The 13,762-nt window shown below is 65.1% G+C and carries 11 protein-coding genes; 4 read left to right on the forward strand and 7 right to left on the reverse strand.

What is annotated here, in order from left to right:
• Nucleotides 1–43 precede the first annotated feature (43 nt).
• The 6 genes from N2605_RS00985 to N2605_RS01010 form a co-directional block, all read right to left on the reverse strand.
• Nucleotides 44–1,657, reverse strand: a complete 1,614-nt coding sequence (locus tag N2605_RS00985; RefSeq protein ID WP_260345559.1) for a benzoate-CoA ligase family protein — start codon at nucleotides 1,655–1,657, stop codon at nucleotides 44–46.
• On the reverse strand, nucleotides 1,654–2,820 hold the full coding sequence (locus tag N2605_RS00990) for an FAD-dependent monooxygenase (protein ID WP_260345560.1): 1,167 nt from the start codon (nucleotides 2,818–2,820) through the stop codon (nucleotides 1,654–1,656). Before N2605_RS00990 ends, N2605_RS00985 begins: the two co-directional genes overlap by 4 nt.
• 188 nt (nucleotides 2,821–3,008) lie before the next feature.
• Nucleotides 3,009–3,224, reverse strand: a complete 216-nt coding sequence (locus tag N2605_RS00995; protein WP_109145511.1) for a hypothetical protein — start codon at nucleotides 3,222–3,224, stop codon at nucleotides 3,009–3,011.
• 128 nt (nucleotides 3,225–3,352) lie between these two features.
• Nucleotides 3,353–4,171, reverse strand: coding sequence for a cysteine rich repeat-containing protein (locus N2605_RS01000; protein ID WP_260345561.1), 819 nt, complete (start codon nucleotides 4,169–4,171; stop codon nucleotides 3,353–3,355).
• Nucleotides 4,172–4,321: 150 nt separating this feature from the next.
• Nucleotides 4,322–5,329 (reverse strand): NADP-dependent oxidoreductase, encoded by a 1,008-nt coding sequence (locus N2605_RS01005; RefSeq protein WP_260345562.1) that lies wholly within the window; start codon nucleotides 5,327–5,329, stop codon nucleotides 4,322–4,324.
• A 182-nt stretch (nucleotides 5,330–5,511) separates the two neighbouring features.
• The gene (locus N2605_RS01010; RefSeq protein ID WP_260345563.1) at nucleotides 5,512–6,306 is read right to left on the reverse strand and encodes an ATP-grasp domain-containing protein; all 795 of its coding nucleotides are present in this window, start codon (nucleotides 6,304–6,306) and stop codon (nucleotides 5,512–5,514) included.
• Between the two features lie 373 nt (nucleotides 6,307–6,679).
• Here N2605_RS01010 and N2605_RS01015 point away from each other — a divergent pair, with 373 nt between their 5' ends.
• The 3 genes from N2605_RS01015 to N2605_RS01025 all read left to right on the forward strand — a co-directional run bounded on the left by N2605_RS01015 (nucleotide 6,680) and on the right by N2605_RS01025 (nucleotide 9,793).
• Nucleotides 6,680–7,453 (forward strand): ferredoxin--NADP reductase, encoded by a 774-nt coding sequence (locus N2605_RS01015; RefSeq protein ID WP_036014229.1) that lies wholly within the window; start codon nucleotides 6,680–6,682, stop codon nucleotides 7,451–7,453.
• Between the two features lie 313 nt (nucleotides 7,454–7,766).
• A complete protein-coding gene (locus tag N2605_RS01020) occupies nucleotides 7,767–9,455 on the forward strand; it encodes an FMN-binding glutamate synthase family protein (RefSeq protein WP_370129210.1) in 1,689 nt (562 codons plus the stop codon).
• Between the two features lie 98 nt (nucleotides 9,456–9,553).
• Nucleotides 9,554–9,793 carry a PilZ domain-containing protein gene (locus N2605_RS01025; protein ID WP_036014228.1) on the forward strand — a complete coding sequence of 80 codons (240 nt, stop codon included), beginning with the start codon at nucleotides 9,554–9,556 and terminating at the stop codon, nucleotides 9,791–9,793.
• Nucleotides 9,794–9,971: 178 nt separating this feature from the next.
• On the opposite strand, the gene N2605_RS01030 is transcribed toward N2605_RS01025, so the two are convergent.
• The gene (locus tag N2605_RS01030) at nucleotides 9,972–11,267 is read right to left on the reverse strand and encodes a hemolysin family protein (protein ID WP_036026403.1); all 1,296 of its coding nucleotides are present in this window, start codon (nucleotides 11,265–11,267) and stop codon (nucleotides 9,972–9,974) included.
• A gap of 244 nt (nucleotides 11,268–11,511) precedes the next feature.
• On the opposite strand from N2605_RS01030, the gene N2605_RS01035 reads away from it, so the two are divergent.
• A complete protein-coding gene (locus N2605_RS01035; RefSeq protein ID WP_225127057.1) occupies nucleotides 11,512–13,587 on the forward strand; it encodes a methyl-accepting chemotaxis protein in 2,076 nt (691 codons plus the stop codon).
• Nucleotides 13,588–13,762 lie beyond the last annotated feature (175 nt).

The raw sequence follows: 13,762 nt of genomic DNA on the forward strand, positions 1-13,762 counted from the left end.
AGCGGTTGGGTAGGGCGCGAGTGCGCTCCTGACTGTCCTCGCCTCACATCCGCAGCAACGCCTGCCGATCGATCTTCCCCGTGCCGGTCTTCGGCAGCTCGTCGATGAAGATCACCTCGCGCGGATATTTGTAGGGCAGCAGCCTGGCCTTGACATAGTCCTGCAGCCTGCGCGTCGCCTCACTCTGGTCGACCGCTCGGCTGTTCATCACCACCACCGCCTTCAGCGTCATGCGACGGTCCGGCAGCTCGGCGGCGAACACCGCGCATTCGCGGATGTCGGGGTGATCGGCGAGGCACAGCTCGACCTCGAGCGGATAGACCCACTGGCCGGAGATCTTGATGAGATCGTCGGCGCGGCCGCGGAAGAAGTGGAAGCCGTCGGCATCCCGGACGAAGCGATCACCGGTGTAGATCCAGCCGCCCTCGCGGATCGTCTCGGCGGACTTGTCCGGCCGGTTCCAGTACAGCGGCGTGTTGGAATCGCCGCGCACCCACAGAATCCCTTCCTCGTTGTCGCCGACGTCGCGGCCGTCCTTGTCGCGCAGCGCGACCTCGTAGCCGGGGACGCGCAGGCCCGCAGCGCCCAGCTTCTTCTGCTCGGGCCGGTTGGAGAGATAGATGTGCAGCACCTCGGTCGAGCCGAGGCCTTCGATGATTTCGAGCCCCGTGAGCGTCTTCCAGCCGTTGAAGACCTCGGCCGAGAGCACCTCGGCCGCGGAGAGCGCCATCCGCAGCGATGAGAAATCCGTCTTGTCCGCGCCTTCCGCTTTGGTCAGCGCGGTGTACAGCGTCGGAAGGCCGAAGAAGATTGTCGGCTTGTACTGCTCGATCGCCGCGAAGATCGCGGCCGGCTTCGGCTGGCCCGGCAGCAGCAGCGTTGCGGCGCCGGCCGAGAACGGGAAGGTGACGGAATTGCCGAAGCCGTAGGCGAAGAAGATTTTCGGCACCGAGAAGCAGATGTCGTCAGGCGTCAGCTTCAGCACGTTCCGCGCAAAGGCGGCTTCGCTATAGGCCATGTCGTGCTGCAGGTGCACGATGCCCTTGGGCTGTCCGGTCGAGCCGGAGGAGTACATCCAGAACGCCATGTGGTCGCGTTGCGTCGGCGCTTCCGCCAGCTCAGCAGAAAATTGCGCGAGCCAGCTCGCCGCCGCGAGCGCCCGCGGCGCCGCGTGCTCGCCGGCCGCGCCGTTGGCGACGATCAGCGTATGCAGCTTCGTCCCCTTGCAAGCCTCGGCATTGAAGCGGGCCGCGAATTCTGCATCCGCCACCGCGACGGTCGCTCCGGAATCGGCGAGATAGAATTGCAACAGGTCCGGCGGCGTCAACGTGTTGATCAGCAGCGGCACGAAGCCGGCGCGCACCGCGCCGAAGAAGGCGGCGGGGTAGGCCGGCGTGTCGTCGAGAAACAACAGCACGCGATCGCCGCGCGCAAGGCCGAGCGAGGCGAAACCATTGCCCCAGCGGCAGGCCTCCGCGCAGAGCTCGGCATAGGTGCGCGAGCCCGCAGGACCAATGAGCGCCCGCTTGTCGCCGCGGCCCTTTCCGAGATTGTCGAACAGCACGCGGCTCGCGTTGTAGATGTCCGGAACGGCGAAGCCGATCTCGCGTGCCCCTGCGCTGTCGGCGGGCACTTGATCGCGAATGTCGTTGCTCATGCCGTGGCCTCGTCGCTTGCATCTCCGCCATTGTCTTTGCCGTTCTTGGCGGCCTCGTAGCGGGCCATGAAGGCCGGCGACATCGCACGCAGCCGGGAATCGTCGATGCGGCCGGAGCGGGTGATGTAGCTGTAGGCGAAGTCCATCAGCGGAAGCTTCATGTGCTCGGCGAAATGTTCGTACCAGAACGCACTGGTGCGCGCCGCATTGACCAGCTTCTGCACGATGGGTTTTCGCGCGGCTTGGTAGCGATGCAGCGCAGTCGCAAGATGCGCATCCGACTCCAGCGCCTTGACGAGGGCGATGGCGTCCTCGATCGCGAGCCGCGTGCCCGAGCCGATCGAGAAATGTGCCGAATGCAGGGCGTCGCCGAGCAGCACCATGTTCTTGAACGACCAGTGCTCGTTCCAGATCCAGGGAAAATTGCGCCAGACCGATTTGTTGGAGACGAGGCAATGGCCGCCGAGCGTGTCGGCGAACACCTCCTCGCAGACGCCCTTGGACTGCTCGACGTCCTTGTAGGCGAACCCATAGGCCTGCCAGGTGGCGTAATCGCATTCGACCAGGAAGGTGCTCATGGTCGGCGAATAGCGGTAGTGATGGGCGTTGAAGGCGCCGCGTTCGGTCTTCACGAAAGTCTGCGACAGCGTGTCGAAGCGTTTCGAGGTGCCGTACCAGACGAACTTGTTGGATGAGTAGGACAGCGAGGTGCCGAAATCGCCCTCATAGGCGCGGCGCACCAGCGAGTTCAGCCCGTCGGCGGCGACGATCAGATCGTGGCCGTTGAGCTGGTCGATCGCCTGGACTTGCGTGTCGAAGCGCGGGGTCACGCCGACATCGAGCGCGCGCTGCTGCAGGAATCTGAGCAGGTCCAGTCGCCCGATCGATGAGAAGCCGACGCCGTCGATGGCGACGCTGTCGCCATGCAGGTGCAGCGTGATGTTCTCCCAGCTCTCCATGTGCGGGGCGATCGCATCGACCGTATCGGGGTCGTCCGTGCGCAGGAATTCCAGCGCCTGGTCGGAGAACACGACGCCAAAGCCCCAGGTCGCGTCGGCCGGGTTCTGTTCGAACAGGTCGACCTGATCCTCGGGGTGACGCTTCTTCCAGAGATAGGCGAAGTAGAGCCCACCGGGCCCCCCGCCAATCACGGCGATCCGCAACGTCTGCCTCCCTAATTGACAGTATACTTACTATCTAGGGGTAGACTAATGTGCTCCGGTGTCCTGCGCCAGCGGAATTATTGCCAGCGCGCGGCACGCCAAAGCACGTGTCCGGACACGCGTTTTGCGAGTCCGAAACCGTCAGGTGCGAATCATAGCCAAACCGGGGCGGATTGGCCACCGGGGGGTCAGACGCAGCGCTTCACATAGACCCCGTTCACCAGAACCCGGGTGCAGCGGACCGCCGGCACCGGCTTGCGGACGACCACGGCCGCGTTCGGGCCGGCGCAGCCGGCGCGAACGACGCCGCGTGCGCACACCACCGCATTGGCGTCGGTGGCATCGAAGGTCATGGTGGCGGCGAAGGCCAGAAGCGCAGAAGCAACGAGCAGCAATGAACGCATGTTGTCCTCCCGGGGCTTGTCGTGGTCGTAGCGGCCTTTCAAACAAGGATCGGTTAGTTTACGCCTCAGCACGCGCAAACCTTCGCGTCAGGCAATTCATGCCGCGGACGAATTAAGCCCGCTCGGTCTCATCGCGCCGCGAAAGGCGCGAGCACCTCCTTGCAGGCCGGCGAGAGCGATGCCGCCCGGTTGGAAATGCATTGGATGATCCGGCCGCCGCCGGGCGCCACGCCGGCGCAGAGGGTGCGGATGTCGGCGCCGCAAGCCGACCGCACGATGAACAGCTCTTCGCGCGGCAGCAATGGCCGCAGCACGATGGCGGCCGGAGCCGCGGCAGGCGCCGCCTCTGCGGCCGGTGCAGCAGCGGAAGCAGGCGCGGCCGCTCCGCCACCGAAAGCCGCATTCACCGCCTTGGCGCAACCGGCCGACACCTTCGCCTTGTTCTTCTCCAGGCATTCGAGCGCGGGCGCGCCGCCGGGCGGCACGCTGGCGCAGACCTTGGGATAATCGCCGCGGCAGGCGCTCTTGATCGCGGAAACCTGCGCGGGGCTCGGCTGCTTTGCTGCTGCTGCCTTCGGCGCCGCCGCCGCTCCCGGCTTGGAAGCTGGCGCGGCAGCCGGCGCCGCTTCCGTTCTGGCCGGTTCAGATTTGGCCGGTTCAGATTTGGCGGGCGCTGCTTCGGTCTTCGGCGCGGCGGCCGGTTCGACCGCGCGAACCGCAGCCTGGCAGCCCGACGACAGGCTCGACATGTTCTTGGCGAGGCATTGATACGCCTCCACTCCGCCAGGCGTCACGCTCGAGCAATGCGCCATGAAGTCCGAGCGGCATGCGGACCGGATCGCGCTTTTCTGGGCCTCGGTCTGCGCGAACGCTCCTGTTGCGGTTGCGAAGAGTGCCGTCGCCAGCAACGCCGTGCGCGTCGATGCATGCTTCAACGTTTTGAACATTTGAATGAATTCCTGCCCGATCGGGAATGCCGACCATTCTGAAAAAGATATACAAGCGCAACCGTCGCGAGGGTCAGCTCGCGAGCGGCATCTTTGGCCGCTTCGGCCTCTACCGCAAGTCAATTATGGCGGCGCAATTGGGGCGCGCGACTACGTCGTCAGTCTTACCATGCGCTTGCCGCGGTTCTCGCCTGCAAGCAATCCAATCAGCGCTTTCGGCGTGTTCTCAAGTCCATCGAGAATGTCCTCCTGCACCTTGAGCTTGCCGGATTTCACCCAAGCCTGGAGATCGGCGAGCGCGCGCTCGCTGTCCTTCATGTAGTCCATCACGATGAAGCCCTGCATGGTCAGCCGCTTCACCACGACCAGGCCGGGCACGCCGCGCGGGCCATGTGCGGCAGGCGCGCCGTCATATTGCGAGATCGCGCCACAACAGGCGATGCGGCCGTAATTGTTCATCTGCGGCAGGCAGGCTTCGAGGATGTCGCCGCCGACATTGTCGAAATAGACGTCGATGCCATCAGGCGCCGCTGCGCGCAGCGCCTTGAACACCGTGCCATCCTTGTAGTCCACGGCGGCATCGAAGCCGAGCTCGGAGGTCAGCCAGTTGCACTTGTCGGCGCCGCCGGCGATGCCGACGACGCGGCATCCCCTGATCTTGGCGATCTGTCCGACGATCGAGCCGACCGAGCCTGCGGCTGCGGAGACCACGACCGTCTCGCCCTCCCTGGGCTTGCCGATCTCAAGCAGGCCGAAATAAGCGGTGAGGCCCGCGATGCCGAACACGCTGAGCAGGTGCGTCATCGGCTCGAGCTTCGGCATCTTGGTCAGATGCTTCGCCGGCACGGCGGCAAATTCCTGCCAGCCGGTGTCGCCGAATACGATATCGCCGGGCGCAAGCCCCGCTGCCTTCGAGTTGACGACCTCGGCGATGGCGCCGCCGGCCATGACGCTGTTGGCTACGACGGCGGAACGATAGGTCGCGCCGTGCATCCAGGCGCGGTTGGCCGCGTCGAGCGAGATGTAGCGTACGCGCAGCAAGGCCTCGCCGTCCTTCGGCTCCGGCATCGCGCCCTCGACCATCCTGAAATGTTCGGGACCGAGCTTGCCGCTAGGCTTTTCCACCAGCAGGATCTGGCGATTGATGTTGCCGCTCATGGCGTTTCCCTCTTCATTTGCTTGACGATCATTGATGCAGCCGCCGCAAGGAAAGCGTGCAAGCCGCATGCGTCGTGCGCTGCATGAAGGCTAGATCGCCGCTTTCCATTTCACAACGGGAACATCCTGAAAACGCGGCCGCACGCAGAAGGGGTTGCAGCTTGCGCTTGGCGCTCAGAGCGTCACGCAAACACCCGGTCGAGCGCCGCGTCATACGTCGCCTGCACCAGCTCCGGGTGCAGCTTGCCCAGCGCCTCCATCATCACGCCGGAATTGATCTCGAGCACCTTCCATTCGCCGTTCACGCGAACCACGTCGATCGAAGCAAAGACGATGCTGATGGCGCACGCGGCATCGATCGCGAGCTTTGCGCAGGCCGCGCGGACTTCGCCGTCCTCCAGCAACACCGGCTTTGCGCCGGCATCGAGATTGTGCCGCCAATCCGAGCCGCGCTGCTTGCTGTAGACGACGAGCGGCATGTCATCGAGCAGGACCACACGGACCTCCTCCTCGATCGCGACAAAGGGCGAGATCACGAGCCCCGTACTCATCGAAAAGACCTCGCTGGCCGCCCGGTCGAGCTCCGCCTCCGTCGTCACCTTGAACACCGATCGCCCCGATGTCCCCTCGTTCGGCTTCACCACCACGCCCTGCGGGTTTTGGGCAAGCTGCGCCAGCATCCCCTCGCGCCAATCGGCGCCGGCGACATGCACGCCCAGCTTCGGGTTGAGGAACAGCCGATGCGGAACGCAGGGCACCTCCGCCAGCGTCAGCGCCTCGGCGGTGGCCGATTTGTCATTGGCGAGGCGATGGGCGATGGCGCTGTTGAGGCCGATGTCGTAGCCGAAGGCGAAACGGCGCCGCGGCCCCCGGCGCATTGCGATCAGCCAGCCGTCGGAGCGGACATCGACCGCGATGCCCGTCTCCGCGCAATACCGCCTGATCGCCTGAACGAAGATCCGCTCGCCGCTTGCCATGGTGTTTCGTCATTCCTGTTGCCAAAAGCCGCAAAAATGCGGGCATCGGCGCCAAACCGGCTGAAAATCAGAGCTATTCTTAATGAAATTCTTGCGAGCGCGCCGGAAATTAAGTGCTGCAATGAAGGCCGGGAGGGAAAAGATATTATCCTCCGCGCGCGCCAGGCAGCAGATTCCTTAATGATGTGACCAGTTCTGCCGCAAATGCCGGTTTGACCGGCATCAATTGCATCCGAAACGAGGTTGATTATTGGTCTCAATGGCGTAGATCACACACGCGAAATCCTCCGCCATGGCAAATGGTGCCGCCCCGATTTCAGGGCCGGGCAACGCTTTTGCCCTAAAACCGCAGTTATTCGGAATATCGAAAATCATGAGCGCGTTTTACCGAGAGAAGGTTCTTTCCGTCCACCACTGGACCGACACGCTGTTCAGCTTCCGCGCCACCCGCGATACCGGCTTCCGGTTCCAGAACGGCCAGTTCGCCATGATCGGCCTCGAGGTCGATGGCCGGCCGCTGCTGCGGGCCTACAGCATGGCGAGCGCCAACCACGAGGAAGAACTCGAGTTCTTCTCGATCAAGGTGCAGGACGGTCCGTTGACCTCGCGCCTGCAGAAGATCAAGGAAGGCGACACCATCCTGGTCGGCCGCAAGGCGACCGGCACGCTGATCACCGACAACCTGCTTCCCGGCAAGCGGCTGATGCTGCTCTCGACCGGCACCGGCCTTGCGCCCTTCGCCAGCCTGATCAAGGACCCCGAGGTCTACGACCAGTTCGAGTCCATCGTGCTGGTGCATGGCTGCCGTCAGGTCTCCGAGCTCGCCTATGGCGAGAAGCTGGTCGCGACCCTGCGCGAGGATGAGCTGTTCGGCGAGCTGCTCGCGGATAAGCTCGTCTATTATCCGACCGTGACCCGCGAGCCGTTCCGGAATCGCGGCCGCATCACCGACCTCATCAGCTCCGAGCAGATCTTCAACGACATCGGGCAGGGCCCGCTCGACATCGCAACCGACCGCATCATGATGTGCGGCAGCCCGGCGATGCTGGAAGAGCTGAAGCAGATGTTCGAGAGCCGCGACTTCGTCGAAGGAAGCGGCAACAAGCCCGGCCATTTCGTGATCGAGAAGGCCTTCGTCGAGCGCTAAGCACCACGCTCTCGTGTCCCGGACGCAGCGCCCCTTCGCCGGTGCGCTGCAGAGCCGGGGTCCATCTCGCCGCATCGTATGCTGTTGCATTCTGGGTCCCGGGTCTGAGCTTGCGCTTGCCCGGGACACTGCATGGCTTGCGCCGCCTCCAGCCTGACCCCATCCGACCCCTCTGCTGCACCGCAAAATCCGTCCATCCGGCTGATTGATTTGTCTCGGCCGAATTCGCTAGCCTGAAACAAGGGCGGCGTCATATCCGTATGACAGGCGCGGGCGTATCGTGACGCCTTCTGCTGGCGAGAGGATCGGAATCGTGGCCGACGACAACAAGACGCATGCATCCCCGAAACGCCTGCCGCTGGCGGAGGAGGGGATCATGGAAACCCTGCTGCTGCCCTTCTCGCCGCGCTTCATCGTGCTGACGATCTGCGCGGTGGTCACCGCGCTCCTGATCGGCATCGGCATCTCCGACGGCAAGATCTTCGACATCCTGCTGATTCCGATCCTGATCTTCGGCGCGCTGACCCTGCTCGGCGTCCGCGATCTTCTGCAGAAGAGCCACGCGGTGCTGCGCAACTACCCGATTTCGGCGCATATCCGCTTCCTGCTCGAAGAGATCCGCCCCGAGATGCGGCAATATTTCTTCGAGAGCGAGAAGGACGGCATGCCGTTCTCGCGCGACACCCGCGCGGTGGTCTATCAGCGCGCCAAGATGGAGCTCGACAAGCGTCCTTTCGGCACCCAGGAGGACGTCTATCGCGAGGGCTATGAGTGGATGCATCACTCGGTCTCGCCGAAGGCGCATGCGACGGAGAAATTCCGCGTCGTGATCGGCGGGCCGGACTGCGCAAAGCCCTATTCGGCCTCGGTGTTCAACATCTCGGCGATGAGTTTTGGCGCGCTCAGCCCCAACGCCGTGCGCGCGCTGAATGCCGGCGCCAAAAAGGGTGGTTTCGCGCACGACACCGGCGAGGGCGGCGTCAGCCCCTATCACCGCGAGATGGGCGGCGACATCATCTGGGAGATCGGCTCGGGCTATTTCGGCTGCCGTCATCTCGACGGCAGCTTCGATCCCGAAGCGTTCGCGCGCGTCGCCGGCGACGACCAGATCAAGATGGTCGAGCTCAAGGTCAGCCAGGGTGCCAAGCCCGGCCATGGCGGCGTGCTGCCGGCGGCCAAGGTCTCCGAGGAGATCTCCAAGATCCGCGGCGTCGCCATGGGCGAGGACTGCATCTCGCCGGCCTCGCACCGCGCCTTCTCGACGCCCGTGGGCATGATGCAGTTCATCGCCGAGATGCGCCGCCTTTCGGGCGGCAAGCCGGCCGGCTTCAAGCTCTGCATCGGCCATCCCTGGGAGTTCCTGGCGATCTGCAAGGCGATGCTTCAGACCGGAATCTATCCTGATTTCATCGTCGTCGACGGCAATGAGGGCGGCACCGGTGCCGCGCCGCTCGAGTTCATGGATCATCTGGGGATGCCGATGCGCGAGGGCGTCAATTTCGTCCACAACGCGCTGGTCGGCATCAATGCGCGCGACCGCATCAAGATCGGCGCCTCCGGCAAGATCGCGACCGCCTTCGACATGGCGCGCGCCATGGCGATCGGCGCCGATTGGTGCAATTCGGCGCGCGGCTTCATGTTCTCGCTCGGCTGCATCCAGTCGTTGAGCTGCCATACCGACCGCTGCCCGACCGGCGTGGCGACGCAGGACCCGACGCGGGCGCGCGCGCTCTATGTGCCGCTCAAGATCGACCGCGTGCACAATTATCACCATGCCACGCTGCACTCGCTGACCGAGCTGATCGCCGCGGCCGGGCTCGAACATCCGCAGCAGCTGCGGCCGATCCATTTCAGCCAACGGACGTCGACGACCCAGGTGAAGTCGTTCGCGCAGCTCTATCCGGCGCTGCGTCCGGGCGAGCTGCTCGAAGGCACGGAAGACCCGCGCTTCCGCGACGCCTGGCAGATGGCGCGCGCCGAGACGTTCCAGCCGGCGTTGTAAGATGCGGGCTGCGGCTGCCGTAGGCCAGGGACCTCAAATTGCCGAGAGCGGAGGGTAGGGTTTAACGGCTGGTTCAACTTTGGGTGTAGATTCGCCCCATGGACGAGCGACGCGACAAGGCCCGACATCGCGTGCTGAAGGCCGGAACGATCGAGTTCGGCGGCGGCGCGATCGACTGCACCGTCCGCAATCTCTCCGATACCGGCGCCGCACTCGACGTCGCCAGCCCCGTCGGCATTCCCGATCATTTCACCCTGTTCGTCCAGGCCGACGGCACGCATCGGACCTGCACGGTGGTCTGGCGCAAGGAAAAGCGGATCGGGGTCAGGTTCGGGTGATGATGTTTCCCTCTCCCCTTGTGGGAGAGGGTGGCTCGCCGCGTAGCGGCGAGACGGGTGAGGGGTTCTATCCGCGAATCCAATTTTCGATTGAATGTGCGGAGACAACCCCTCATCCGGCGCTTCGCGCCACCTTCTCCCACAAGGGGAGAAGGAAAAGCGGGTGCGCCGTCACCTGCTACCCCGTCTCGACCTCAGTCAATCGGCTCGCCAATATCTTGTCGATCCTTCGCCCGTCGAGATCGACCACCTCGATGTGCCAGCCGCCGAAATCGAAGGCATCGCCGACATCGGGCAGCATGTTGAATTGTTGCAGCACGAGGCCTGCGACCGTGTTGTAGCGATGCGGCGGCAGCTCGATGCCGAGCAGTTCGCCGAACTCGTCGACCGGCATCCAGCCGGAGACCAGCAGCGAATCGTCGTCGCGCCTGATGAAGGCCGGCTCGGGCGGTCCCTCCTCGGAATGAAAGGCGCCGACGATCGAGTAGAGGATATCGGCGGCGGTCACCATGCCCTCGAAGGCGCCGTATTCGTCGTAGACGAGCCCGACGTGAACTGGGGCCGCTTTCAGGATGGTCAGCACGTCGCGCGCATCTGCCGACACCGGGATGCCGGGCGCCTCGCGCACGAGCGCGCGCAGGTCCGGGCTGCGTTCGTTCATATAGGCGATCAGCAAATCCTTGGCCTGCAGCACGCCGATCGGCTTGTCGCGGTCGCCGTCGGAGACGGGAAAGCGCGAATGCGGGCTCTTGGCGATGATGTCCTGGATGGCGGCGGGATCGTCGTTCAAGTCGATCTCGTCGACCTCGGTGCGCGGCGTCATGACCGCGCCGACCGGCCGGTCGCCTAGCCGCATCACGCCGGCGATCATCTCCTTCTCGCCCGGCTCGAGCACGCCTGCGCTCTCGGCCTCGCTGACGAGGTGATGGATCTCGTCCTCCGAGACCTTCTCCTCGGCCTTGCCGCCGCGGCCGAGCAGCGTGAGGATCAGCTTGCCGGAGACGTCGAGCAGAAACACGAGCGGCAGCGATATTTTCGCGAGCGCGTGCATCGCCGGCGCGACCCGCACCGCGATGCTCTCGGGGTCGCGCAGCGCCACCTGCTTCGGCACCAGCTCGCCGACGATCAGAGTGCCGTAGGTGATGAGCGTGACCACGATGCCGACGCCGACGATGTCGGCAATACCTGGGGACAGGCCGAGCTCGAGCAGCCATTGCGTCAGCCGCTGCCCGAGCGTCGCGCCCGAGAACGCTCCGGAGAGCACACCGACCAGCGTGATGCCGATCTGCACCGTCGAGAGGAACTTGCCGGGATCGGCCGCCAGCGTCAGCGCCCGCTCGGCGCCGCGCACGCCCTTGGCCGCGAGCAGCGACAGCCGCGCTGGGCGCGATGACACCACGGCCAGCTCCGACATGGAGAGCAGGCCGTTGATGACGATCAGGACGACGACGATGGCGAGTTCGAGCGAAAGCATTGACGTTCCGGAGGTAAGCAAGTGTGGCCGGGATGCCGGCAAGCCACTGATATAGGTATTCAGTGCGGAAGTGCTGGCGATTCTGCTTGTTCATGCCGAAAGGGAACCCGCGCGCGACGGCGTTCCCAAGGGCGTCCGCGACGACTTGACACCCCGCGGAACTACGGATCGTTGCTTAACGAGCCCTTAGTGGCCCGCCGGCTAGGTTTTCGACATTGCAGAAGTAAAGTCGGGGAACCTGAGGATGCGGATCGGGAAGCTTTTTGCGCTGTCGATGCTGACGGTGACGGTATTTGCAGTCATTCTCGGCGCCGAGGTGCTGATACCGCAGGCCCGCATCTTCACGAACCGCTCCGACGCGATCAAGACGGTCGATGCCTTTGGCGCGACGCTGATGGCCAGCCAGCACGTCGCCAGCCTTCGCGCTCCCTATATCGGACCGATCTTCCAGGAGGGCGCCGCAACGCAGGCGCAGCTCGAAGCTGCGACGAAGGCCACGAAAACGGCCGAGGCGGGCTTCGAGGCCGCAACGCGCGCCGTCATGGTGCTGGATGACGGCGGCGCGATTGCCGAGAATCTCGACCGTGCAGCGCGGCGGCTGAAAGACATCACCGCCGCGGCCGATCGTGCGATGAGCGTTCCCCTCGCGACGCGCGACAGCGCCGTGACAAAGGGCTTCCTGCCCGGTGTTGCCGAGGTCCTCGCCAATCTCGAGCCTGTCATGAACAAGCTCGAGGCCAAGGTGATCAACGCCGATTCCTCGCTTGCGGCGCTGTTGAACCTGGCGCGGACGGCGCAGGACCTGCGTGTTTCGGCCGGCAGCCGTGCGGCCACGCTGTCCCCAGCGCTCTCCGCGCGCCGTCCGCTCACCGCGGCCGAATTGTCGCTGATGGACCGCATGCAGGGACGCGTGGAGGTCGATCGCGAGCGCATCGAGGCCGGTCTCGAGCAACTCGGAAATCCCGTCCGCATCGCCACCGCGCTGAAGGCTGCGACGGAATCATATTTCGGAAAAGCTGCAGTTGCTGTGGACAAGGAGCTTCCTGCGGCCCGGAGCGACGGCAAATATGCTGCCACCGCCGACGAACTGGCGAAGGTCATCGTGCCGGCCATCCAGATGTTCTACGGCGTGCGCGACGCCGCGCTGGCGGAAGCCGCCGAGCGTGCCTCGGCCGCGCGCGACGGCGCGCTGGCGATGCTCGCACTGGCCGGTGTCGCCGTGCTGGCCCTGCTCGGCACGCTCGGTGGCGTAACCATCATGCTGCGCAGGCGCGTGGTGACGCCGCTCGGCCGGATCGCCGACGTGATCGGAGCGCTCGCCGCCGGGCAGCACGAGGTCGAGATTCCGGCGACGGGCCGCAGCGACGAGATCGGCCAGGTCGCAGGCTCGCTCCAGCATTTCAAGGATTCGCTGCTCGCCAAGAAGTCCGCCGACGAGGCGGCCGCGATCGAAGCGGAAGCGAAGCTGAAGCGCAGCCAGCGCATGGATCAGATCGCGCGCGAGTTCGAAGCCATGATCGGCGACGTCATCAACACCGTCTCATCGGCATCCTCGGAGCTGGAAGCCTCCGCGGGAACGCTGACGAGCACGGCCGAGCAATCGGAAAAGGTCACCGCGACCGTTGCCGCCGCATCCGAGCAGGCCTCCACCAACGTGCAGACCGTTGCCGCCGCGGCCGAGGAGATGGCCTCGTCGGTCGACGAGATCAGCCGTCAGGTTCAGGATTCCGCGCGCATCGCCGGCGAGGCCGTGCAGCAGGCCGGGCGGACCAACGAGCATGTCGGCGAGCTCGCCAGGGCTGCGGGGCGGATCGGCGACGTCGTCGAGCTCATCAGTCAGATCGCCGGCCAGACCAACCTTCTGGCGCTCAACGCCACCATCGAGGCGGCGCGCGCCGGCGAGGCCGGTCGCGGCTTCGCGGTCGTCGCGTCCGAGGTCAAGGCGCTGGCCGAGCAGACCGCCAAGGCGACCGGCGAAATCAGCCAGCAGATCTCCGGCATCCAGGCCGCGACGGAGGACTCCGTCGGCGCCATCAAGTCGATCGGCGACACCATCTCCCGCATGTCCGAGATCGCGTCCGCCATCGCCGCGGCGGTCGAGGAGCAGGGCGCAGCGACGCGCGAGATCTCACGCAATGTGCAGCAGGCCGCGCGCGGCACCCAGCAGGTCTCCGCCAGCATCGTCGACGTGCAGCGCGGTGCCAACCAGACCGGATCGGCCTCCTCCAACGTGCTCGCATCGGCGAGATCGCTGTCCGGCGAGAGCAGCCGGCTCAAGGTCGAGGTCGGAAAATTCCTGGACGCGATCCGCGCGGCGTGACGAGCGTCTCTCGCCGCTTGGTGAGGCAATCGCATTGAAGAGCGACGTGCCCGCGGTCCATCCTTCGAGACGCCCGCCTCTGGCGGGCTCCTCAGGATGAGGACGGACTATGCGGCAGCTATTTCCACGGGCGCCGGTGTTGCTTAGCCTCATCCTGAGGAGACCGCGACGCGGT

This window comes from Bradyrhizobium yuanmingense, assembly GCF_025200905.1.
GTDB classification, from domain to species: Bacteria; Pseudomonadota; Alphaproteobacteria; order Rhizobiales; family Xanthobacteraceae; genus Bradyrhizobium; species Bradyrhizobium yuanmingense.